Source organism: Acidimicrobiales bacterium (genome assembly GCA_034521975.1).
GTDB lineage: Bacteria > Actinomycetota > Acidimicrobiia > Acidimicrobiales > SKKL01 > SKKL01.
Genome location: JAXHLR010000005.1, coordinates 152,359 through 173,501, shown reverse-complemented (window position 1 = coordinate 173,501; position 21,143 = coordinate 152,359). Strand labels below are relative to the sequence as shown.

Sequence of the window (21,143 nt, the reverse complement as noted above, 5' to 3'; positions counted from 1 at the left end):
CAGCTCCTCCTACAGGACCTTGAGCCCGTCGAGGAACTCGACGATCTTGAGGTGTGCTTCGCCGTCGTCCTCGATGATCTCGCCGGCCTCACGCTCGGGGGCGGCGGCGATGTCGACGATCTCCTGGCGGGCGCCGTCCCACCCGATGGCGGAGGCGTCGAGACCCAGGTCGGCGACGGTCTTTTCTTCGATGGGCTTGGACTTGGCCGCCATGATCCCCTTGAACGAGGGATAGCGGGGCTCGACCACGCCGGCGGTGACCGACACCAGGGCGGGCAGCGGGCACTCGACGTCGTCGTAGCCACCCTCGGTCTGGCGCTGCACCTTCACGGTGTCGCCGTCGACCTCGATGGTCTTGGCGAAGGTGATCGACGGGCGGCCCAACAGCTCGGCGAGCTGCTGGGGCATGGTGCCGGTGTAGCCATCGCTCGACTCGGTCGCGGTGAGGACCAGGTCGGCTTCGGCGTCTGCGATGACCGCCGCGAGCACCTTCGCGGTGCCGAGGGCATCGGTACCCTGCAGCGCTGGATCGCTCACCAACGTGGCCGATGCGGCACCCATGGCCAGCGCGGTGCGCAGGCCGGAAGTCTCGCTGTTCGGAACCATCGAGACGAGGGTGACATCTCCCCCGCCGGCGTTGGTGACGAGCTGGAGGGCCATCTCGACACCGTACGAGTCGGACTCGTCGAGGATGAGCTTCCCTTCACGCTTGAGGGTCTTGGTCGAGGGATCCAACGCACCCGGGTCAGCCGGGTCCGGGATCTGCTTCACGCAGACGACGACGTTCATGGCAGAGATTGTGGGCCGAGCGGCTGCGCCTGTCCAAATCCTCGAGCCGAGGCGGTACCGTCGCCATCGTCGACCGTTTAGCCCCTTCGTCCCGGGAGTCCTCCTGAAGCTGCTCCTCCTCGTCAACTCCTCCGCATCGTCGGTCACGGCCAGGAGCCGGGTGGTCATCCAGAAGGCCCTGTCTGCAGATCACGAGCTCCAGGTGGCCGAGACCAGCCGCCGCGACCACGCGATGCGGCTCGCGCAGGGTGCCGCGGCCGAAGGCGTCGACGTGGTGGTGAGCCTCGGCGGCGACGGCACCTTGAACGAGGCGGCCAACGGCCTGGTCGGCACCGGCACCGCGCTGGCGACCCTCCCCGGTGGGTCGACCAACGTGTTCGCCCGCACCATCGGCCTCCCGAACGACCCGATCGAGGCCACCAGCGTCCTGCTCGACAGCCTGGCGGCCGGCTCGATCCGCCCGGTCGGGGTCGGCACCGCCAACGGCCGCTGCTTCCTGTTCCACGTCGGGATCGGGTACGACGCCGAGGTGGTGCACCAGGTCGAGCGTCGCGGCACCATCAAGCGCTGGGCGGGCCATCCGCTCTTCGCGTGGTGTGCGGTCGACACGTGGTTCCGCCACTACGACCGGTCACGCCCGAGGTTCGCCGTGCGGTTCCCCGGCGGCGACGTCATCGACGACGCCTACTTCGGGATCTGCCTCAACACCGATCCCTACACGTTCGTCGGCAACCGACCGTTCCATCTCGCCCCGGGTGCGACCCTCGACAACGGTCTCTCGATGGTCGCGTTGCGCACCTTGTCGGTCGGCCCGCTGCTGCGACTGATCGCCTCGTCGCTCGGCGGTCGGCAGGGGCTGCGGTCCGGACGTGTCGTCGAGGTCCGCCACGACCTCGACGAGATCGTGGTCGAAGGCCACGGGCCGTTCCCACACCAGGTCGACGGCGACTACCTGGGCGAGATCGATCGGCTCGTCCTGCGCCACGAGCCCCACTCCCTCCGGCTGGTGCTGCCACCGCGCTGAGCTCGGGACCTTTGCCCCTACTGGCCCTACCTACCGGTAGGTAGGCTCGCGGCCCATGAGCTCTCGCGCCCCCTCCACCGGTCTCCCCACGATCATCCAGGGTGGCATGGGCGTCGGTGTATCGGGGTGGCAGCTGGCCCGAGCGGTGTCGGTGACCGGACAGCTCGGCGTCGTGTCGGGGACCGCACTCGACGTGGTACACGCCCGGCGCCTGGGCGATGGCGACCCCGGCGGCGAGCTGCACCGGGCCTATGCCGCCTTCCCCGTGCCGTCGATCGCCGAGAGGGTCCTCGACCGCTGGTTCATCGACGGGGGCAAAGAGCCCGACGAGGCCTACCGACCGGTGCCGATGTTCGACACCCGGCCGGTGCGGGCCCGACAGGCGCTGACGATCCTTGCCAACTTCGCCGAGGTCTGGCTGGCCAAGGATGGCCACGGCGGCAAGGTCGGGATCAACTTCCTCGAAAAGATCCAGATCCCGACACCCCATGCGGTCTACGGAGCGATGCTGGCCGGCGTCGACGCGGTGCTCGTGGGGGCGGGGATCCCGACGGCGCTGCCGAACCTCCTCGACCGCCTGTCCAGAGGCGACCGGGTCGCCTACCGGGTCGACGTCGAAGGCGACACCGGTACCACCGAGGTCCACCTCGACCCGGCCGAGTGGGTCCCGCCCGACCCGTCCTCCGCTGTGGGTTCCCGACTCGATCGCCCCGCGTTCCTCGCCATCGTCGGCTCCCACACCTTGGCCGCCTACCTCGCCAAGGATCCCGACACCCGACCCGACGGGTTCGTCGTCGAGGCTCCCGTCGCCGGTGGCCACAACGCGCCGCCCCGCGGTCGCATGACCCTCGACGACAGCGGCCAACCGGTCTATGGCTCCCGCGACGTCGTCGACCTCGACAAGATGGCGGCGTTGGACCTTCCGTTCTGGCTCGCCGGTGGCCACGGCCGTCCCGGTGGTCTCCCCGCCGCGCTCGCCGCCGGCGCCTCCGGCATCCAGGTCGGCACGGCGTTCGCACTCTGCGCCGAGTCCGGCATGTCGCCGGCGTTGCGCGACGCCGCCGTGCGACGAGCCCTCGATGGCGAGCTCACGATCACGACCGACCCGTACGCCTCACCCAGCGGCTACCCGTTCAAGATCGCCGACATCGAGGGGACCCTCTCGGACCCCGAGCGGCACGAGGCCCGCCGGCGCGTGTGCGATCTCGGGTTCCTCCGCACCGCCTACGAGCGCCCCGACGGGTCGACCGGGTTCCGCTGCCCGAGCGAACCGGTCGAGCACTTCATCGCCAAGGGGGGCCGGCCGGGCGAACCCGAGGGTCGCATGTGCCTCTGCAACGGACTCATGGCCACCATCGGGCTTCCCCAGGTCCGCGCCGAGGGGACCGAACCCGCCCTGGTCACCCTGGGAGACGACGCGCCGGCGGTGGTGCAGGCACTCACCGCCGGGATCGGACCTCGACCGTGGCCCGCCGCCGAGGTGGTCCAGCTCCTCCTCGGCGAGGGATAGGTCCCGCCGGTTTCACCGCCGGCCGAGCGCCGCCAGCGCCACGTCGGGGACGTTGGTGACGATGCCGTCCACCCCGAGCTCGGCGACTCGCCGCATCTGGTGGGGATCGTCGACGGTCCAGGTGTTGACGAAGAGCCCAGCCTCGTGGGCGCGCTCGACCAGCGAGGCATCCACCATGGCCCAGTGGGGATGGATGCCGGCGTGGCCGTGGGCGGCCGTACGGTCGACCAGCTCGTCGGTGCGGTCCGCGCCGACCACGAGCCATGCCGTGCGCAGCCCCGGCTCCAGGGTCCGGACCCGTTCGATGGCGGCGAAGCCGAAGGAGGACACCACGACCTGCTCCACGAGCCCCATGGCGACCACGGTGTCGACGACGTGATCGGCCATCGCCTGGTCAGGATCGAAGTCGGGGTCGCCGGCAACATTCTTGATCTCGATGTTCACCTCCATGCCCGCACACGCCTCGAGCGCCTCGGGCAGTCGGGGCACTCCGGCAGGGACCTCGGCGGCATCGAGCCCGCAGATCAACCGCCCGTCGGGCAGGTGTGCATCGTGGCGGACCACCCCGATGCCGTCGCGAGTGCGGCGCACATCGAGCTCGACCGCGTCGGCGCCGAGCGACCGGGCAGCCTCGAACGCGGCGGTGGTGTTCTCGGGTCGACGGGCCGATGCCCCCCGATGAGCGATGACATCGGTCACAAACGCCGTTCTAGCATGAACTTTTGGTTGCGAGACCCTTGTGGGGACCCCACACGACCGCTACGGTTGCCACGTCCCCAATGAGTGTTCGCGCGTTCCCGGGCACTCTCATGTGAACCAAGTCACGAACGCGTGGAGGTGTCGTGGCCCTGACCAGCCCGCTCACGGTGTTGTCGCTCAACGCCGAACCCAACGAATCCGACTGGCGCAAGCTCGCCGCCTGTCGAGATACCGATCCCGATCTGTTCTTCCCGGTCGGCACCACCGGCCCGGCGATCGAACAGATCGAGAACGCCAAAGCCGTGTGCCAAACCTGCGACGCCCAGGTACCCTGCCTGGAGTTCGCACTCACCACCAACCAGGACTCAGGCGTCTGGGGTGGCACCTCCGAGGAGGAGCGCCGCAAGCTACGCCGCCAGTGGATGGCCCGTCGGCGCGCTCAGGCCGCCTCATAGGGCACCACACCCGATACCATCGTTCCCAGACCGACGGCCCGGAGCGCTCCCCCCGCACTCCGCCGTCGTGCCGGCCCCCCGCTTGCGGGGGGCCGGCTCGCGTCCGGGCCTCAGTTCGCCGACGGCTCCGCCGGTGACGGCGACGGGACCACGACGGCGGGCATCTCCCCGGTGGGACGCCGCAGCGTCTCGTCGTCGCCCGACAGCCACGCGCCGTCGAGCTGCACGGCCAGCTCGACGATCGCTCCCGGGCGGGGTGTGCCCGGCTTGGCCGTGCGGACCGTGAACGTACCCCCGAGCTCGGTCTCGACCAGCGTGCGCACGATGGTGAGGCCGAGGCCGGCGTTGGTTGCCAGGTCGAAGTCGGGCGCCAGCCCCACGCCGTCGTCGATCACCGAGACGCTCAGACGGTGGTCCTCGTTCGACAGCGTGACCTTGACGTGGCCGCCCGGAAGGCCGGCCTCGGGCGGATAGGCGTGGTCGACCGCGTTCTGCAGGAGCTCGTTGAGCACCACCGCCAACGGGGTGACGACCTGGGCGGGCAGATGGCCGGCATCACCGTCGACCCGGAAGTAGATCGGCTGCTCGGGCGAGACCATGCTCTCCTCGGCCATCCGCAGGATCGGTCGGAGGATCTCGAGGAAGGGAACGTCGTCCTCGGAATTGCGGGACAAGGTCTCGTGCACCAACGCGATCGATCGGATCCGGCGGACCGACTCCTCGATCGCGGCACGCGCCTCGACGCTCGCCAGCCGGCGGCCGTGCAAGCGCAGCAGCGACCCGATGGTCTGCAGGTTGTTCTTCACCCGGTGGTGGATCTCGCGGATGGTCGCGTCCTTCGAGACCAGCAACCGGTCCCGGCGCCGCAGATCGGAGATGTCCCGACAGACGAGCACCGCCCCTGTCACCTCGCCGCCCTCGATCAGCGGGAGGCATCGGAAGACCACCGTGGTCTCGAGGCCGCGTTCGACCTCACGGGTGACCGGCAACTTGTTGGCATAGGCCGCACGCACGATCCGCTCGTCGAACCCGTAGTCGACCAGTCGCATGCCCTCTGTGTTGCCGTGGATGCCGATCCGGTGCAGCGCGGAGATGGCGTTGGGCGAGGTGAACTCGACCCGACCACTGCGATCGAGCAGCACGACACCGTCGCCCACCCGGGGCGGCTCCTCGCTGTCGGACTCCTCGGTCCCATAGGGGTAGTCACCGACGGCGATCATCGCCGCCAACCGGTGGAAGATCGCCACGTAGGTGCGCTCGAGCTCGCCGGGCTGGCGCCCCACCAGCGGCGCTGAGTCGCGGGTCATGATGCCGATGACCTCGCCGTCACACTGCACCGGGATGCACTGGACCCGGACCCGCTCGCGGATCGAGCTCACCGTGATCTCATCCTCGATGATCTGGCCGTGGCGGGCGGTGCGGGCCACCAGCGGGCGCTCCTCGGCGGTCATCAGCTCGCCGACGAGGTCGTTGCGGTAGAGGGTCTGGCTCGTGGTGGGGCGGATGTGGCCGAGCACCACGAACCGCTGCGCCTCGCCCTCGAGCGCGACCGCGTGCTCGCCCCGATCGACCGGGGTGAACAGCAACAGATCGGCGAAGCAGAAGTCGGCCAGCAGTCCCCAACCCGCGACCAACCGCTGGAGGTGCTCGACAGCCGCGCGATCGAGGGTGGTGTGCTGGCGCGCGAGTTCGGCGAGGCTGGCCATGCCGGCAATGCTACGGCGGAGTCAGGCCCGGCCGGTCGCCGGCGCTCGAACGGGGGTGTTCAGGCGTCGATGGTCTCGGAACGGGAGGTCTCCCACTTGGCCCAGCAAGTGGGGCAGTGCTGGTACATCACCTCGTGCACCACGTCGATGCGATCGAGGTAGCCGTAGTCGCCGCAGTCGGGACAGCGGGTCGGAAAGCCCCACTCGACCTTGGGTGCCTTCTCGGCAGTGAGGTCGATGACCGCCTCGTCGTGCACGTCGGCGCTGTCGACCTTCTCCTTGGCCCTCTTGAACAGTCCCATCGTGGCTCCTCCAGCTTCCGCCGTCAGTTGTGGCTTCTGGGTGGATCGTAGCTCGATCAGCCATTCGAGGATAGGTCATTGGGCCCAGTTCTCACAGGGACCGTTCGCCCCACAGGTCGACGCCCAGCGCCAGCAACCCGGTCAGATCCGACACATCGGTCTCGAGGTAGGGCACCGCGACCACCTGCCCGGCCCGGCGGGACAGCTCCGTCCGCAACTCGGATTCGCGCCTGGCGACCGCGGCGAAGTTGGCGAAGCTCTCTCCCACCTCACCCAGCATGCGAGACAGCTGGCGTGGATCTCCCAGAGCGGGGACCTGCACGGCCAGGTGCTCCGCGACCTCTCCCCGACGCTCGGCCAGACACCGCGCCATCGCCTGGTTCTCACTCCGCAGCAGCGACTCCGGCAGGACCTTGTTGGCCACCACGCCCCCGAGCGACAGGTCGCGGGCGATGAGCTCGTCGATGAAGTACCGGGCCTCGCGTGTCGGGGCCGGTTCGAGGGTGGTGACCACCACGAACGCCGTGCGGGGGTCGCCCAACAGCCGCTCCACCGAGTTGGCCCGCTCGACGAACCCCTCGTACATCGTCTGGAAGAGGATGAAGAACTCGGCGATGTCCTCGAGGAACTGCGACCCCAGGATCCGGTCGGCGATCGTGTAGAACGGACGCGACGCAGCGGTGAGCATCCTCGACCGGGCCGGTGCGATCAACCACCGGAGCAGCCGGCTGGAGAAGAAGTCGGCCATGCGCTCGGGCGCGTCGAGGAAGTCGATGGCGTTGCGGGTCGGTGGGGTGTCGACCACCACCAGGTCGTAGCGGCCCGACCGGTGGATCTCATAGAGCCGCTCCATGGCGATGTAGTCGTGGCTCTGCACGAACCGACCGGTGATGTTCTGGTAGAGCGGGTTCTCGAGGATGGCGTCGCGGGTCTCGTCGTCGGGAGCGTGGGTGGCGACCAACTCGTCCCACGACGCCTTGGTGTCGAGCATGGCGGCCCACAGCTCGCCCCGGGGGTGCACCCCGCTGGCAGCCCACGCTTCGGCCGGCACCTGCACCTCGACGTTGCCGAGTTCTTCGAGACCGAGTGCGGTGGCCAACCGGCGGGCGGGATCGATGGTGAGCACCAGCACCCGACCACCCATCTCGGCGGCGGCCATCGCCGCCGCCGCCGCCGCGACCGTGGTCTTGCCCACCCCGCCCGAACCGCAGGTGATGACGATCTCACGTGCTGCCAGCACACCGGCGAGACCGTCGACGCCGGGATCGGTGGTGGGCGCGCCCGCGGATCGTGTCGCCATCTCAGTACCCCAGCTCGTCCTCGAGGGCGTCGGCAACCCGCGAGGTGGCCCTGGCTCCGTGGGTCCGGGTGAACAACTCGGGCACCATCAGCAGCGGGATGTCGCGGTCGAGACCCTCACGCAACGCCGTGAGATGGGTGGCCCGGGCCCGCCGCAGCTGAACAGCCAACTCGGCCGCGTCGAGCACCGCACCGACGACCGCGGCGTCGGCAGGAGGTGCCGGCGATCCACCGGTGGCTTCCACCGCCTCGGCGATGGCCTCGCGGTGTTCGGGGGTCCGCATCTGCTCGAAGCGTTCCTGCTCGCGGTGGCCGAACAGCTCGGGCAGCACCCGGTTGGCCACCACCGCCGCCAGCGCCACCTTGGTCTGGGTGCGCAGTCGCTCGGCGAGCTCGATCGTCTCGACCACCGGCATCTCCTCGGGGGTGCTGACGATCACCACGCCCGTGCGATCCGGGTCGTGCAGGATGTCCTGCATCCATCCGGTCTGCTCCCTCACCACACCGACCTTGACCAGCTCCTCGATGGCCTCGGGCGCGCCCAGCTGGGCGACGACGTGTCCGCTGGCCGACGCGTCGACCACCACCAGGTCGTAGTGGTCCTCGCGCACCTCCCAGGCGACCTTGCCCACGGTGAGGATCTCGCGGACGCCCGGAGCGGCGTTGGCGACGAAGTCGAAGCTGCGGGCCAGCGGCCCGATGCGGGCGATCAGCGGAAGGCGGACGTGCAACTTGAGGTACTCGCGCAGCGACTCCTCGGTGGTGAGGGTCATCAGGTGCAGTCGGGGCTGCACCTCGCGGGGTTCGAAGCTGGTGGGACCGGTCTCGAAGAAGCGGGCCAGATCGCCCTTGGCGTCGACCTCGCACACCAACGTTCGCTGGCCCCGGGCCGCGGCCAGCGAGGCGATGGCGGCGCTGATCGCCGTCTTGCCGACGCCACCCTTTCCGGTGACGAACAGCAGGCGACGGTCGAGCAGGTCGACGGCCACGTCAGGGACCTGCGCCACGCAGGGGGAGCGTGGGCACCGGGAACCTAGCCCCCGAACCCGATGCGGCGTGAGTCGCTGGGGCTGCCGATCTCGACGTAGGCGATCTTGGCGGTGGGCACCGCCACCTGGCGACCACGACGATCGGTGAGCCAGAGCACCGAGCCCTCCTCGGCGAGGGTCCGTTCGATGTGGGCCCGAAGCTCACCGGCATCGGTGTCCTCGGCCAGCTCGACTTCGACTTCACGGGCCTGACTGACCCCGATGCGGACGTCCACGCTTCCTCCTGTCGACGAGTCGCCGCCATCGTAGGCGGCGACGGACCACGAACCGTTCTCAGACGATCTTGAGCTCGGGATGGTGGCGGCGGGTGGGCGCCAGCGAGACCTCGATGGTCTCGGCCATGGTGGCAAACACCTGGGCCGCTTCGCTGTCGGGGGCCTCGACGACGATCGGGTGGCCGGTGTCGCTTCCTTCGCGGAGCTCGGGAACCAACGGCACCTGACCGATGAGGGGTGCGCCGAGGATCCGGGAGAGCTCGGCGCCTCCACCGGCTCCGAACAGCTCGTAGCGCTTGCCGTCGTCGCCGGTGAACCACGACATGTTCTCGATGATGCCCTTCACCTCGAGCTGCACCTTCTGGGCCATGAACGCGGCTCGCTGGGCCACCCGCTGGGCGGCGGGCTGGGGCGTGGTCACCACATAGACCTCGCCGCGGGGCAGGAACTGGGCCAGCGACAGCGAGATGTCGCCGGTGCCCGGCGGGAGATCGACGACGAGGAAGTCGGGCTCGTCCCAGAACACGTCGGTGAGGAACTGCTCGAGCGCCTTGTGGAGCATGGGGCCCCGCCAGATGACGGGCTGGTTCTCCTCGGCGAAGAAGCCCATCGAGATGCACCGCACACCATGCACCTCGGGGGGCACGAGCATGGAGTCGATGACCGTGGGCGGCCGGTCGACGCCGAGCATCTTGGGGATCGAGAACCCCCACACGTCAGCGTCCACCACCGCCACCGAGTTGCCACGATTGGCCAGCGCGATGGCGAGGTTGGTGGTGATCGAGGACTTCCCCACGCCCCCCTTGCCCGACGCGACCAGCAGGCAGCGGGTGCGCGAGCTGGGGTCGGCGAAGGGGATGGCCCGACCTTCGGCGTGTCCGTGGCCCTCGTGGGAGCCGGCGCTGGACGACGGGTCACCGTGGAGCTTCTGGCGGAGCGCGGCGCGCTCCTCGTCGGTCATGACGGTGAAGTCGATGGCGCACCGCCCGACCCCGTCGAGCGCCTCGACCGCCTCGGTGACCCGGCGGGTGATCTCATTGCGCAGCGGACACCCTTCGACCGTCAACGCGACCTGGACCATCACGTCGGGGCCTTCGATCCCCACCGATCGGACCATGTCGAGATCGACGATGCTGCGGTGCAGCTCGGGGTCCTCGACCGGGCGCAGGGCCTCGACGACGTCGGCTTCGGTGACGGCCATGCAGAACAGCTCCTCGGATTTCTCCTATACGGGTAGGTAGAATATCGACGTGGACCGCGAACCCCTCAATCCGACCGACTTCGCGTCCGCCGTCACCGCCATCACCTCGGCCTTCGGCGACCCCACCCGGCGCGCCATCTACCTGTTCGCCCACGAGGCCCCCGACGGCGTCACGGCCTCTGCCGTCGCCGAGCACTTCGACCTGCACGCCAACGTGGCACGCCACCACCTCGACAAGCTCGCAGCCGGCGGGTACCTCGAGGTCACCTCGGTGCGGGCACCCGGCACGGGTGCGGGGCGTCCGTCCAAGCGCTACCGGGCCATCGCTCCCACCATCGACCTCGACATCGCGGTCCGCCACGACGACATCATGGTCGGGTTGCTGGGCAAGGCCCTCTCGCGCCTCGGCCCCGAGGCGGCGGCCGAGATCGCCGAAGAGGTCGGCGTCGAGTACGGCCGTCACATGGCCGCCGCCATGGGCGACACCGGCGAGGGCCAGCGCTCGTTCCGAACCTCCCTGCACGCGGTGGCCGACGCGCTGTCGGCACACGGGTTCGCCGCTCACGCCGAACAGCACGGCGACCAGCTCCGCATCGTGTCCGACCACTGCCCCTTCGGCGACGCCGCCATCGAGCACCCGGTCATCTGCGCGGTCGACCGCGGGATGGTCGCCGGCATGCTCGACACCCTCTACGGCACCACCAACACCGAGATCGAGTCGTCGGTGGCGCTCGGCGGCGAGCAGTGCGTCACCGCGGTCGAGGCGTGACCCGCCACTACCTCGACCACGCCTCCACCAGTCCGCTGCGACCCGAGGCTCGGGCCGCGCTCGTCGACGCCCTCGAGATGGGGCTCGGCGACCCCGGGCGCATCCACGAAGAGGGCATGACCGCCCGGGCCATGGTCGAGCAGGCACGCGAGCAGGTGGCGGTCCTCGTCGGTGCCCGCAGCCGCGAGGTGGTGTTCACCAGCGGGGCCACCGAGTCGATCGCCGCCGCGGTGTGGGGAGGAGCGTCACGGGGAGCCCACCAAGTGGTTCCCGCCGTCGAGCACTCGGCGGTGCGCGAGCAGGCAGCCCGTACGGGCGCGACGACCGTGGTCGGCGTCGACCAGCGGGGCCGGGTCGACCCCGACGAGATGCTCGACGCCGTCGGGTCCGACACCGGCCTGGTCCACCTGCAGTGGGGCAACCACGAGGTGGCGACCCTCCAACCGGTCGCCGAGGTCGTGGCCAGATGCCGCGAGCGGGGGGTGCTCACCCACGTCGACGCCGCCCAGGCGCAGGGACACGTGCCCATCGACTTCGACGGCCTCGGAGCCGACCTCATGTCGATCAGCGCCCACAAGATGGGGGGTCCGCCGGGGGTGGGGGCCCTGCTGGTGCGTCGCGGCCTGCGCCTGCCGGCGCTGCTGGTCGGCGGAGATCAGGAACGGGCCCGTCGGGCGGGCCACGAGAACACCGCGGCGATCGTCGCCTTCGGGGCGGCGGCGGCGACCCTGTCCGACGACGACCGCCTCGGGGTCGAATCGACGTCGAATCGGCGCCAGACCCAGCGCGTGGTGGACGAGGCGGCCTGGATCGACGGGATCGAGGCCTACGGCGATCCCGACAACCGCCTGCCCCACATCGTGTGCCTCGCCATCGCGGGGGTCGAGCCCCAACCGGTGCTCATCGGTCTCGACCGGGTCGGCATCGCCGTGCACTCGGGCAGCTCGTGCGCCTCGGAGTCGCTCGAACCATCGCCGGTGCTCGAGGCGATGGGCGTCGACGCCCATCGGTCGCTCCGGGTGTCGGTCGGCTGGTCCACCACCGACTCCGACATCGACGCGCTGCTCGCCGCGCTCCCCCGCGTCATCGACGACCTGCGAAACCTGGCCGGCTGAGGTCGCTCCGGCCGAGGTCGGTTCTCAGAAGGGCACCGCGCTCACACGGGCACCGCGTAGGCGACGATGTTGTCGTCGTAGGAGTCGAGAGCCCGGTTGAACGAACCGCCACAGGTGATGAGCGCCACCTGGGGATCCCCCGAGGTGGCGAACAGGTCGTCGGGAAGCTGGTCCTTGGGGTACTGGCGTACCGCCACCACCTCGTAGGCGGCGATGCTGCCATCGTCGTAGCCGATGGTGAACTGCTGGCCGGGCTCGGCGCGGGTCAGATGCCGGAACACGCCGTCACGGCCGTTCCAGGAGATGTGGGCCGCCAGCACCGCGGACCCCGATGAACCCGGGGCCGGTCCGTGCTGGTACCACCCGACCTCGCTGGTTCCGGGGATCTCCATGTCGCCGTTGGCCTCGACACCGACCGGCATCACAGGAGCGACCGACGCACCGATCGCCTCGAAGCTCAAGGCGACCGGCATGGGACCGCCGTCGGCCTCGGGCAGGGTCGCCGCCGACCCCGCCGGCTGGATGAGCCCAGCCAGCTCGGACGTCGGCCGGGGTCCGGCCGAGTCGGCCGGCTCACCCGGCTCGGCGCCGGTGCGGGACCCCGCCTGGTCGATGGACCCCGCTTCGGTGGCGTCGGTGCCCGACCCTCCGCCACAGGCGACGAGGACGAGCGAGACCGCGACCAGGAGGGCGGCGAGACGTGGGAGCGGTGCAGGCATCGGCGTCAGGGTAGGGGTCGGGAGTTCGATGGGATGGTCGGGCACCACGATGCCCGTGGGGAGAATCGGACCCAAAGGCGAGGGCGATTCTCCCCACGGACACGTGGGGGGTCTTCTCCGGCTGCCCGGTTCGGTCAGGCCCGGTTGCGGGCGACCTCGCGGCCGCCGAGTGCGACCGCACCGACGGCGAGTGTGCCAGCGGCGATCAGCGCCCAGGGAAGGGTGCTGTCGGTGACCGGCGAGTTGCCGGTGGGCACCGCGGCAGGGGCGGCACCGAGGCCGTCGATGGTCTGGACGTACAGGTTGAACGAATCGCCCTCGAGGCTGCCGACGGCGTAGAGGATGGTGTTCACGCCGGCGGTGACCGACGGCTCGGCACCGAGGAGGTCGGCGACGCTCACGAGCACGTCGCCGCCGGCGGCGGCGATCTCAGCGGGGAGCGGGCCGGCGGGAAGGTCGGCGACGACCTCGTTGGGGTTCGACAGATCGGTGAAGGGACGATCCTCACCGACGACGATGTCGACCGCGGGCGCCTGGGCCGTGTGGCGGATGGTCACGCGACCCTCACCGGCGGCGATGGTCGAGGTGTCGTTCTCGAACGGGGTGAGCGTGGGCGTCCCCTCGGCATCGAGGTGGGCGACGACGGTCCAGTTGCCGGACGCGGGCACATCCAGCGACGGGAGCTCGATCACGGCCTCGGTCTCGGGATCGCCACCGGCGGGCACGACGGCGACGTTCTCGAGGGTCGCCCCGGCGAGGGCCGAGAGGTCCTCCATGGCGGCGGGCTCGAATCCCTCGACGACGACGTCACCGTCGACGTAGACGTCTACGGGCACTCCGGGGATGCCGTGCAGCAACATGACGGTGGCACCGGACTGGGCGCCGGCGGGAGCAGCGAAGAGCGAGATCACGAGCGCACTCGCGATCAGGGCGATGAGCTTGCGCATTTGGGGACTTCCTCCAAGGGATGAGCGGCCGGTGGGCCGCGACGGTTGTCGCCCCTGTTTCGCTCCCCTCCCCAGCGACGGATGCACCCGGTTGCCAGAACCCTCGACATCGACCTCTAGCCTTGCGGTGATGCGGATCTTCGTCGTGCGCCACGCCGAGGCCGGGTCGCGCCACGACTGGACCGGGTGCGACCGCGATCGCCCCCTGTCGTCGAAGGGCTGGGATCGGGCCAACGCGCTGGCGACCGTGCTCGGCGACCGGGGCATCGGCCGGTTGCTGTCGAGCCCCTACCTGCGCTGCACCCAGACGTTCGGACCGCTGGCTTCCACCCTCGGGCTCACGATCGAGGACCGCGACGCGCTGGCCGAAGGGGCGCCACTCGCCTCCGGGATCGACCTCATCGAACAGCTCGTCGCCGACGGCGTCCCCGCGGCAGTGTGCTCGCACGGCGACGTGATCCCCGAGCTGCTGGGCGGGCTGGCTCGTCGGGGCACGCTGGTCGACTCCAGCGGCCGGTGCCCGAAGGGGTCGGTGTGGGTCCTCACCGCGGTGGACGGCGAGGTCACCCAGGCGATCTACACGGGCAAGAGCGAGCGACCAGCGGACTGACCGAACCTCACTCGGGGGGTTCGGCCCGCTCGATCACCCCGGCGTCGGCCAGGACCGGGCACTGGTCCCAGTCGTCGGGTTCGGATTCGACCACCGGGACGGGAGCGTCGGCGACCTCGTCCACACTGCGACGCACCTCGAGCAGCTCCTCGGCCTGCCGGCGCAACCCGCGACCCTCGATGAGCGTCTCCATCTCGGCCAGCGGATCCGAGTCGTCGAAGGCGTCGAGCTCGGCGATGGTCTCCTCGGGGCGGCACCACCAGTTCAACACGATGGCCCGGAAGGCGCGCAGGTCGGAGTACCCGGGATCGATCAGCAACGCGTCCTCGAAGTAGGGCCAGCCCAGGTCGGGGAGCCCCGAGATCGCCAGGGTCCACCCCTTGCTGGTGATGGCCTCGGCGTTGGCGGGGTGCTGCTCGAGCACCTCGTCGTAGCACACGAGCGCGTCGCGTATCTCGGTCTGGGCCCGCAACTCGTCGCATCGGAACAGCATCTGCCCGACCGTGGCCCGGACATCGCCGGTGAGCCCGTCGGAGGAGGTGCGATCCCCCGCCGCCCGGGCGACGCCGAACCCGGCCAGGAGCGCGAAGACGACCACCCCGGCGATGCCGGCGACGGTCCGGCCCGGGCGCCGCGGGGCGACGGCGTCGGTTCTGGCGGCGCGGCGCTGCTCGATGGCCCGCAGCGTCGACGCCGCCCGGTGGGTGTAGTCGTCGCGGAGGGTGCGGTAGTCACCCTCGTCGATGTCGCCGGCGTCGTACTCTCGGTCGAGGTCGCGCAACGACGCCAGGAGGAAGTCGCGCTCCTCCTCCAGGGCGGCGAGAGCGTCGGGATCGAGCGCGTGATCGCGTGGCATCAGGAGTCGGGGTCCCCGGCTCGCATCGCCCGCTCGACCGCGGCGCGCTCGTCGTCGGTGACCTCGCCACGGGTGGGGCGCCATCGCCAGAACGCCGCCGCAAGACCCGCGACGGCCAGCACCGCCAAGAACACCGGTAGCGCCCACGCCAGGCTGGCTGCACCCGATGCCGACGGGGTGAGGAGGTACTCGGGACCGTAGGCCTGCACCAGCTCGCTCAGGATCTGGTCGTCGGTCTTGCCCTCCTCGACCCCCTGGGCGATCACGACGCGGATCTGGGTGGAGATCCCGGCGTCGCTGTAGCGGACCGACTGACCGGCACAGGTGGGACAGGCGAACTGCTCCGACAGGTGCAGGACACGCTCGGCCGGTGTCGGCTCGGGGCTGGACATCGTTCCGATGGCCAGCGCCACGACGACCACGGCCCCCAGCAGCCCCCACGACAAGGCCAGGGCGCGACGGCGGGTCATGAGCCGTCCCCCTGGGGAATGCCCCGGGCCTGGGAGAGGATCGATTGCAGGCCCTCGTAGGTCACGCCGCCGGTGAACTTGTGGACCACGACCCCGTCGGGTGCGACCAGGAACGACTCGGGCAGCGCGGTGACACCCCACGACACCGCGACCGAGCTCACACCCTCGGCCAGCACCGGCCACTCACCTCCCTGTTCCTCGAAGAACGCCTCGATCTCATCGACCGAGTCCTGGAAGGCGACGCTCACCACCTCGACGTCGCCCGAGTCGGCGTGGGCCTCGTGGAACGAGACCAGCTCAGGGTGCTCGACGATGCACGGTGGGCACCAGGTGGCGAAGAAGTTGACCAGCACCCATCGACCGCGAAGCTCGTCGAGGTCGAAGGTCGCGCCGTCGAGAGTGGTGCCGGCGACCGCGGGCGCGGGCCCTCCGATGAGGGGACTGCGTCCTTCGCGCTCGCCGCTGTCGCGGGTGGCCAGGAGGGCGACGAAGGCGACGAGGACGACCCCGACGATCGACGCCGAGACGAGCGCCGTGTGGCCGCGCCGGTGGGGGGCGAGGTCGTCGCTCATGGGCCGGCCTGGCGAGACACGGTATCCGGCAGCGGGGCCGACACCGGGTCGGTGGGCCGACGCCGACGTCCGGGGAACGCGGCGAGGCCGGTGCCGACGACCATCAATGCGCCCCCGGTCCAGATCCAGGCGATGAGCGGTTGGTAGACGGCGCGGATGCCGACGGGGTCGTCGAGCGACTCGACCGGGAAGATCGACAAGGCGATGTCGTTGGTCCAGGTGGTCCGCACCGAGGGAGTCGGCACCGCGCGCCCGGATGCCCGGAACAGGTTCATGGCGGGCTCGTGGATCTCACCGCCGTCGACCTGGATGCGGGCAACGGTGCGAAGCCTGCGGGGCAGGTCCTCCTCGTACACCCCGACCAGGGTGAGGGTGTGGCCCTCGACCACCGCCGTCTCGCCGACCTCGAGCCGCAGCTCTCGGCTGACGACGTTGGCGTTGGAGGCGATGATGCCGACGGCGAGGAGGATGACGCCGAGATGCACGATCATGCCGCCGTTGGCCCGGCCGACCAGACCCCGCCAACCCTGGCGGCGGGTGGCGAGCACGATCTGGCGGACCGCTGCTCCGGCGGCGAAACCGGCGAGCCCGTAGCCGGCGAGGGTGCCGAGGCCGCGTTCGCCCAGCACCAGCGCGAGCAGCAGGCAGCCGGTCCCGAACCAGGCCGGCCACTGCAACCGTGAGGCAAGGGTCTCGACGTTGGTCTTGCGCCACGGAAGCGCGGGAGCGATGGCCATCATGGTGAGCAGCGCCAAGGCGATGGGCACGCTCATACGTTCGAAGAACGGTTCTCCGACCCGCAGCTGGTCGCCGTTCCACGCCTCGACCACCAGCGGGAACACGGTGCCGAGCAGGACCACGAACGCGAACCCGCCGAAGAGCACGTTGTTGGCGAGGAACGCCCCTTCGCGCGACAACGGCGAGTCGATCGAACCGGGCGACCGCAGGCGGTCGCCTCGCCAGCCGATCAGCCCGACCGAGGCGACGACGATGACCCCGAAGAAGCCGAGCAGCAGGGGCCCGATCGCCGAGGTCGTGAAGGCGTGGACCGACTCGATGACCCCGGAACGGGTGAGGAACGTGCCGAGGATGGTGAGCGAGAAGGTGGCGCACAGCAGCGACAGGTTCCAGACCCGCAGCATCCCGCGCCGCTCCTGGACCATGACCGAGTGCAGGTAGGCGGTGCCGGTGAGCCACGGCAGCAGCGAGGCGTTCTCGACCGGATCCCACCCCCAGTAGCCGCCCCAGCCCAGCACCTCGTAGGCCCACCAGGCACCGAGGATGATGCCGGCGGTGAGAAACCCCCAGGCGAAGAGGGTCCAGCGCCGGGTCTCGAGCAACCATCCCTCGCCCACCCGGCCCGTGACCAGCGCGGCGATCGCGAACGCGAACGGCACGGTGAAGCCCACATAGCCCAGATAGAGCATGGGCGGGTGGACCACCATCAGCGGGTGGTTCTGCAGCAACGGGTCGGGGCCGGGTCCGTCGAAGCCGACCGGCGGGGTCCAGGTGGTGAAGGGGTTCGCAGGGCCCATCATCAGCCCGAAGAAGAAGAGCGCCACGAGGAACATCGTGAACAGCGCCCACCCGACGAGGGGATCGGTGAGCCGGGCACGGAACTTCCACGCCACCGCCATCGTGTATCCACCGAGCACCAACGCCCAGAGGAGGATCGAGCCCTCGAGCGCTCCCCACAGGCTGGCGAAGTTGTAGAGCGGCGGGGTGAGGCTGCTGCCCACCTGGGCGACGTACTCCAGGGTGAAGTCGCGGGTGATCAGCGCCCGCTCCATGGCGACGAAGGCCACCAACGCTCCCGCGAGGATCAGGGCGGCATAGGTGATCCCCTGACGAAGCAGCGTCGGCCGGCGGTTGGCGAGCCCGACCGCCAGGGTCAACGCACCCATCCCCGAGGCCACGAACCCCAGGATGACCCCTGCCGAACCGATCGCGGCGTTCATCGGCCGGGACCGGCCTCGCTCCCCCCGCGTTCACCCTCGTAGCCGTCGGTGCGCTCCGGATGCTCCTCGGCGTAGACCTCGGTGTGTTTCACGAAGAAGCGGTCGCTGGCGAAGTACCAGCCGTCGTCGGTGGGCAGGGCGTCGACCGGCGCGACCAGGTCAGGGGCGTCGACGCGGGCCCAACGCCCTTCGAGCACCACGGGGATGCCGGGCTGGAACAGATCGGGCGGATCGCCCTCGTGGGCGACGGTGACCTCGACACCGTTGTGGGTGATGACGAAGTCGACACCGCGGGTGGTGTCGGTGACGGTGTCGCCGTCGACCAGGCCCTGGATCCGGAAGCGGCGGTCGCCGAGCTCGGCGCGCTGGGCCACCGCCTCGTCGGCGTTGCGGAAGAACACGGCGGCATCGCCCAACCCCATCATCACCACGGCGACGAGGGCGACGACGATGAGCACCAGCGACGCCAGGGCGAAGGGGTTGCGGCGCCGGCTGCGGGCCGCGGGCGGGACGCGGGGCGCCAGCCGCGACGCGGCGTCGTCGCCGGCGGGCTCGCCGACCGGATCGGGGGCGTCGGGGCTCAGCTCGTCCACCGGCGGCGCTCCGCGGGAACGTGGCGGCTGAGGCGGCGGCCCCGCACCACGAGGCTGAACGAGTAGATCCCGAGCGTGGCCAGGGTGATCCCCCACCCCGCGAGGATGTAGCCCATGTCTGCGCTCATGGTGTGCCTCCCTCGGGCGTCGAGGCGACCGGTTCCGGCTCGGTGTCGGCCTCGGTCTCAGCCTCGGATCGGCGCGCCTCGATGGCGGCATCGAGCCAGAGCTCGTCGGCCTGCAGCGCGAGCCACCCGACCCGGAACCGGTGGATCAGCAACCAGGTGAACACCAGGGTCATCACCACCACGCTGTAGACGAGGGTGAACATGAACAGGTCGCTGGTGGCGAAGTCGAAGTCGCGGCGGGCCAGGGTCGGGTCCTGGTGCAGGGTCCGCCACCACTCGACCGACTGGTGCACCAGCACCACGTTGGGCACCAGCAGGACACCGACGACCGCGGCCCGACGGGACCGGACCTCGGGAGCGGCATCGATGCGGTGCAGGGCGAGGTACCCCAACAGCAACAGCAACAACATGGCGGTGCTGGTGAGACGGGCGTCCCACACCCAGTAGACGCCCCAGGTGGGACGGCCCCAGATCGAGCCGGTGGCGAGGGTGAGCGCGGTGAGCACAGCACCAACCTCGACCGCAGAGTGGGCGAGCACGTCGGAGGCCTCGGTGCGCTTCGCCAGGTGCCAGATGCTCGCACCGAAGGCCACGAAGCAGGCCAGGTACGCGGTCCACGCCAGCGCGGGATGGATGTAGAGGAGCCGGACCAGATCGCCCTGCACCGCGTCGCGAGGGCTGGCCACGAAGGCGAGGAACACCAGCAGGGCCATGGCCGCGAGGCACACGATGCCGAGGGTGCGGGTGGCAGCCGAACCGGTCGAGGAGGGACCGGTCGAGGAGAGGGAGGAGTGGGGGGTGGTCACGAGTCCTCCAGCAGGGGACCGAAGGCGAGGATCCCGAAGCCGGTGTAGGTGAGAGCGAACACTGCGAGCAAGTTGAACCAGGGCCAACCGTCGGATGGCACACCGTCGAGCGCGGTCTCGAACGCCCGGGTAGCGGCGATCAACACCGGTGCCAGCACCGGTAGCAACAACAGCGGGAGGAGCGTCTCCCGCACCCGCAGACCGGCGGCGAGCACGCCGTAGAGGGTACCGGCCGCGGCGATCCCCGCAGTCGCGGCCACCGCGGTGGCGACCAGCAGCAGATGGCCGGCCAGCTCGCGCCCGAACAACACCATCACCCCGGCCAGCAGCACCACCTGCACGGCGGCCAGCTGCACCGCCAGGGCGGCGAGCTTGCCGAGGAAGATGCCACCAGGGTGCAGCCCGCTCAGGCGGAGCGCGTCGCGCACCCCGTCGGCGGCTTCGAGGGAGAACGACCGCTCGACCGCCATCACCGTCACGAACAGCACCGTCACCCAGAACAACCCCGGCGTGGCCCGGGTGAGCACCGGCGAGTCCGGATCGAGGGCGAACCCGAACAGCAACAGGATGAGCACCGCCACCGGCAGGATCTGGTTGAGCGCGACCCGCGATCGCAGCTCGATGCGAAGGTCCTTTCCGGCCATCAGCGCGGCGTCACGGAACACGGTGGGCCTCCCCGGGCAGGGGGTCCATGACCTCGTCGGCGGTCACGACGCCCCCCGCGAGGGTCACGATGCGCTGGGCCACCGAGTGGGCACGGTCGAGCTCGTGGGAGGCGAACAGGACGGTCGCGCCCGCTCGGGCCGCCTCCACCACCAGACCGTCGAGCAGGTCCCGTCCGTCGGCATCGAGTCCGGCATGGGGCTCGTCGAGGAGCCACAGCTCGGGGCGGCGGGCCAGCAACACCGCGATCGCGACCCGTCGACGTTGACCGGCCGACAGGCGCGACACGCTCACGTCCCGGAGCCGGCCGGCCAGACCCATGCGTGCCATGGCGTGATGCGCATCGTCGAGGTCGGCCCGCGCCGCTCGGGCCCAGAACGCGACGTTGTCGGCCACCGTGAGCTCGTCGTAGAGGAACGTGGCGTGGCCGAGCAGCCCCACGCGACCACGGATCGAGTGACGGTCCTCGACCAGATCGAACCCGAGGACGCGCGCATCGCCGGACGAGACCGGGGCCAGGCCCGCACACACCTTCAACAAGGTGGACTTGCCGGCACCGTTGGGTCCGCGGAGGAGCACGATCTCGCCGGGTTCGACCGCCAGATCGACGCCGGCCAGCGCCGGGAACCGACCGAGGAGCGACACCGCCGAGCGGAAGTGGATGACCGGCTCCATGGAGGTCAACAGG

The 21,143-nt window shown here is 70.4% G+C and carries 25 protein-coding genes; 6 read left to right on the top strand and 19 right to left on the bottom strand.

Annotated features, from left to right (window positions below; genetic code table 11):
- Nucleotides 1–9: 9 nt before the first annotated feature.
- Nucleotides 10–789: an electron transfer flavoprotein subunit beta/FixA family protein gene (locus U5K29_07620; protein ID MDZ7678406.1), complete on the bottom strand. Its 780-nt coding sequence runs from the start codon at nucleotides 787–789 to the stop codon at nucleotides 10–12.
- On the opposite strand from U5K29_07620, the gene U5K29_07615 reads away from it, so the two are divergent.
- On the top strand, nucleotides 692–1,813 hold the full coding sequence (locus U5K29_07615) for a diacylglycerol kinase family protein (protein MDZ7678405.1): 1,122 nt from the start codon (nucleotides 692–694) through the stop codon (nucleotides 1,811–1,813). The genes U5K29_07620 and U5K29_07615 overlap by 98 nt on opposite strands.
- A 55-nt stretch (nucleotides 1,814–1,868) precedes the next feature.
- On the top strand, nucleotides 1,869–3,323 hold the full coding sequence (locus U5K29_07610; GenBank protein ID MDZ7678404.1) for a nitronate monooxygenase: 1,455 nt from the start codon (nucleotides 1,869–1,871) through the stop codon (nucleotides 3,321–3,323).
- A 12-nt stretch (nucleotides 3,324–3,335) separates the two neighbouring features.
- On the opposite strand, the gene U5K29_07605 is transcribed toward U5K29_07610, so the two are convergent.
- Nucleotides 3,336–4,022, bottom strand: a complete 687-nt coding sequence (locus U5K29_07605) for a glycerophosphodiester phosphodiesterase (GenBank protein MDZ7678403.1) — start codon at nucleotides 4,020–4,022, stop codon at nucleotides 3,336–3,338.
- A gap of 149 nt (nucleotides 4,023–4,171) precedes the next feature.
- Here U5K29_07605 and U5K29_07600 point away from each other — a divergent pair, with 149 nt between their 5' ends.
- A complete protein-coding gene (locus U5K29_07600) occupies nucleotides 4,172–4,477 on the top strand; it encodes a WhiB family transcriptional regulator (protein ID MDZ7678402.1) in 306 nt (101 codons plus the stop codon).
- A 110-nt stretch (nucleotides 4,478–4,587) separates the two neighbouring features.
- Here the strand turns inward: U5K29_07600 and U5K29_07595 are convergent, their stop codons facing one another.
- The 6 genes from U5K29_07595 to U5K29_07570 form a co-directional block, all read right to left on the bottom strand.
- A complete protein-coding gene (locus tag U5K29_07595) occupies nucleotides 4,588–6,183 on the bottom strand; it encodes a sensor histidine kinase (GenBank protein ID MDZ7678401.1) in 1,596 nt (531 codons plus the stop codon).
- Nucleotides 6,184–6,242: 59 nt separating this feature from the next.
- Nucleotides 6,243–6,485: a hypothetical protein gene (locus U5K29_07590; protein ID MDZ7678400.1), complete on the bottom strand. Its 243-nt coding sequence runs from the start codon at nucleotides 6,483–6,485 to the stop codon at nucleotides 6,243–6,245.
- Nucleotides 6,486–6,576: 91 nt separating this feature from the next.
- A complete protein-coding gene (locus tag U5K29_07585; protein ID MDZ7678399.1) occupies nucleotides 6,577–7,785 on the bottom strand; it encodes an ArsA-related P-loop ATPase in 1,209 nt (402 codons plus the stop codon).
- A gap of 1 nt (nucleotide 7,786) precedes the next feature.
- Entirely contained in the window at nucleotides 7,787–8,791 is a 1,005-nt protein-coding gene (locus U5K29_07580; GenBank protein MDZ7678398.1) for an ArsA-related P-loop ATPase, read from the bottom strand.
- A gap of 26 nt (nucleotides 8,792–8,817) precedes the next feature.
- The gene (locus U5K29_07575) at nucleotides 8,818–9,048 is read right to left on the bottom strand and encodes a DUF3107 domain-containing protein (GenBank protein ID MDZ7678397.1); all 231 of its coding nucleotides are present in this window, start codon (nucleotides 9,046–9,048) and stop codon (nucleotides 8,818–8,820) included.
- Between the two features lie 58 nt (nucleotides 9,049–9,106).
- The gene (locus U5K29_07570; protein MDZ7678396.1) at nucleotides 9,107–10,249 is read right to left on the bottom strand and encodes an Mrp/NBP35 family ATP-binding protein; all 1,143 of its coding nucleotides are present in this window, start codon (nucleotides 10,247–10,249) and stop codon (nucleotides 9,107–9,109) included.
- 49 nt (nucleotides 10,250–10,298) lie between these two features.
- Here U5K29_07570 and U5K29_07565 point away from each other — a divergent pair, with 49 nt between their 5' ends.
- The gene (locus U5K29_07565) at nucleotides 10,299–11,018 is read left to right on the top strand and encodes a helix-turn-helix domain-containing protein (protein ID MDZ7678395.1); all 720 of its coding nucleotides are present in this window, start codon (nucleotides 10,299–10,301) and stop codon (nucleotides 11,016–11,018) included.
- Nucleotides 11,015–12,133 (top strand): cysteine desulfurase family protein, encoded by a 1,119-nt coding sequence (locus U5K29_07560; GenBank protein MDZ7678394.1) that lies wholly within the window; start codon nucleotides 11,015–11,017, stop codon nucleotides 12,131–12,133. Before U5K29_07565 ends, U5K29_07560 begins: the two co-directional genes overlap by 4 nt.
- Before the next feature lie 41 nt (nucleotides 12,134–12,174).
- Here U5K29_07560 and U5K29_07555 read toward each other — a convergent pair whose 3' ends face one another.
- Nucleotides 12,175–12,852 carry a class F sortase gene (locus tag U5K29_07555; GenBank protein ID MDZ7678393.1) on the bottom strand — a complete coding sequence of 226 codons (678 nt, stop codon included), beginning with the start codon at nucleotides 12,850–12,852 and terminating at the stop codon, nucleotides 12,175–12,177.
- 134 nt (nucleotides 12,853–12,986) lie between these two features.
- A complete protein-coding gene (locus U5K29_07550) occupies nucleotides 12,987–13,799 on the bottom strand; it encodes a DUF4397 domain-containing protein (protein ID MDZ7678392.1) in 813 nt (270 codons plus the stop codon).
- Nucleotides 13,800–13,929: 130 nt separating this feature from the next.
- On the opposite strand from U5K29_07550, the gene U5K29_07545 reads away from it, so the two are divergent.
- Nucleotides 13,930–14,409, top strand: coding sequence for a phosphoglycerate mutase family protein (locus U5K29_07545; GenBank protein MDZ7678391.1), 480 nt, complete (start codon nucleotides 13,930–13,932; stop codon nucleotides 14,407–14,409).
- A gap of 7 nt (nucleotides 14,410–14,416) precedes the next feature.
- Here U5K29_07545 and U5K29_07540 read toward each other — a convergent pair whose 3' ends face one another.
- Genes U5K29_07540 through ccmA form a run of 9 tightly spaced genes read right to left on the bottom strand, consistent with a single transcriptional unit; the run spans nucleotide 14,417 to nucleotide 21,130 of the window.
- Nucleotides 14,417–15,265: a hypothetical protein gene (locus U5K29_07540; GenBank protein MDZ7678390.1), complete on the bottom strand. Its 849-nt coding sequence runs from the start codon at nucleotides 15,263–15,265 to the stop codon at nucleotides 14,417–14,419.
- Nucleotides 15,265–15,735: a cytochrome c-type biogenesis protein CcmH gene (locus U5K29_07535; GenBank protein MDZ7678389.1), complete on the bottom strand. Its 471-nt coding sequence runs from the start codon at nucleotides 15,733–15,735 to the stop codon at nucleotides 15,265–15,267. The genes U5K29_07540 and U5K29_07535 overlap by 1 nt, the downstream gene beginning before the upstream one ends.
- Nucleotides 15,732–16,307, bottom strand: a complete 576-nt coding sequence (locus tag U5K29_07530) for a TlpA disulfide reductase family protein (protein ID MDZ7678388.1) — start codon at nucleotides 16,305–16,307, stop codon at nucleotides 15,732–15,734. Before U5K29_07530 ends, U5K29_07535 begins: the two co-directional genes overlap by 4 nt.
- A complete protein-coding gene (locus U5K29_07525; GenBank protein ID MDZ7678387.1) occupies nucleotides 16,304–18,265 on the bottom strand; it encodes a heme lyase CcmF/NrfE family subunit in 1,962 nt (653 codons plus the stop codon). The genes U5K29_07530 and U5K29_07525 overlap by 4 nt, the downstream gene beginning before the upstream one ends.
- Nucleotides 18,262–18,858, bottom strand: coding sequence for a cytochrome c maturation protein CcmE (locus U5K29_07520; protein ID MDZ7678386.1), 597 nt, complete (start codon nucleotides 18,856–18,858; stop codon nucleotides 18,262–18,264). The genes U5K29_07525 and U5K29_07520 overlap by 4 nt, the downstream gene beginning before the upstream one ends.
- On the bottom strand, nucleotides 18,846–18,986 hold the full coding sequence (locus U5K29_07515) for a hypothetical protein (protein ID MDZ7678385.1): 141 nt from the start codon (nucleotides 18,984–18,986) through the stop codon (nucleotides 18,846–18,848). Before U5K29_07515 ends, U5K29_07520 begins: the two co-directional genes overlap by 13 nt.
- Entirely contained in the window at nucleotides 18,983–19,792 is an 810-nt protein-coding gene (gene ccsA / locus U5K29_07510; GenBank protein ID MDZ7678384.1) for a cytochrome c biogenesis protein CcsA, read from the bottom strand. The genes U5K29_07515 and ccsA overlap by 4 nt, the downstream gene beginning before the upstream one ends.
- A complete protein-coding gene (locus U5K29_07505; protein MDZ7678383.1) occupies nucleotides 19,789–20,457 on the bottom strand; it encodes a heme exporter protein CcmB in 669 nt (222 codons plus the stop codon). The genes ccsA and U5K29_07505 overlap by 4 nt, the downstream gene beginning before the upstream one ends.
- Complete coding sequence (ccmA, locus tag U5K29_07500; GenBank protein ID MDZ7678382.1) at nucleotides 20,447–21,130, bottom strand: heme ABC exporter ATP-binding protein CcmA; 684 nt, start codon at nucleotides 21,128–21,130, stop codon at nucleotides 20,447–20,449. Before ccmA ends, U5K29_07505 begins: the two co-directional genes overlap by 11 nt.
- Nucleotides 21,131–21,143: the final 13 nt, after the last annotated feature.

Bases quoted from the DNA above. Each gene is read 5' to 3' on its own strand.
- U5K29_07535 (MDZ7678389.1), bottom strand. From the start codon at position 15,735: ATGACCCGCCGTCGCGCCCTGGCCTTGTCGTGGGGGCTGCTGGGGGCC.
- U5K29_07555 (MDZ7678393.1), bottom strand. From the start codon at position 12,852: ATGCCTGCACCGCTCCCACGTCTCGCCGCCCTCCTGGTCGCGGTCTCG.
- U5K29_07610 (MDZ7678404.1), top strand. From the start codon at position 1,869: ATGAGCTCTCGCGCCCCCTCCACCGGTCTCCCCACGATCATCCAGGGT.
- U5K29_07615 (MDZ7678405.1), top strand. From the start codon at position 692: ATGAGCTTCCCTTCACGCTTGAGGGTCTTGGTCGAGGGATCCAACGCA.
- U5K29_07595 (MDZ7678401.1), bottom strand. From the start codon at position 6,183: ATGGCCAGCCTCGCCGAACTCGCGCGCCAGCACACCACCCTCGATCGC.
- U5K29_07525 (MDZ7678387.1), bottom strand. From the start codon at position 18,265: ATGAACGCCGCGATCGGTTCGGCAGGGGTCATCCTGGGGTTCGTGGCC.
- U5K29_07550 (MDZ7678392.1), bottom strand. From the start codon at position 13,799: ATGCGCAAGCTCATCGCCCTGATCGCGAGTGCGCTCGTGATCTCGCTC.
- U5K29_07545 (MDZ7678391.1), top strand. From the start codon at position 13,930: ATGCGGATCTTCGTCGTGCGCCACGCCGAGGCCGGGTCGCGCCACGAC.
- ccmA (MDZ7678382.1), bottom strand. From the start codon at position 21,130: ATGGAGCCGGTCATCCACTTCCGCTCGGCGGTGTCGCTCCTCGGTCGG.
- U5K29_07530 (MDZ7678388.1), bottom strand. From the start codon at position 16,307: ATGAGCGACGACCTCGCCCCCCACCGGCGCGGCCACACGGCGCTCGTC.
- U5K29_07570 (MDZ7678396.1), bottom strand. From the start codon at position 10,249: ATGGCCGTCACCGAAGCCGACGTCGTCGAGGCCCTGCGCCCGGTCGAG.
- U5K29_07585 (MDZ7678399.1), bottom strand. From the start codon at position 7,785: ATGGCGACACGATCCGCGGGCGCGCCCACCACCGATCCCGGCGTCGAC.
- U5K29_07590 (MDZ7678400.1), bottom strand. From the start codon at position 6,485: ATGGGACTGTTCAAGAGGGCCAAGGAGAAGGTCGACAGCGCCGACGTG.
- U5K29_07515 (MDZ7678385.1), bottom strand. From the start codon at position 18,986: ATGAGCGCAGACATGGGCTACATCCTCGCGGGGTGGGGGATCACCCTG.
- U5K29_07540 (MDZ7678390.1), bottom strand. From the start codon at position 15,265: ATGCCACGCGATCACGCGCTCGATCCCGACGCTCTCGCCGCCCTGGAG.
- U5K29_07620 (MDZ7678406.1), bottom strand. From the start codon at position 789: ATGAACGTCGTCGTCTGCGTGAAGCAGATCCCGGACCCGGCTGACCCG.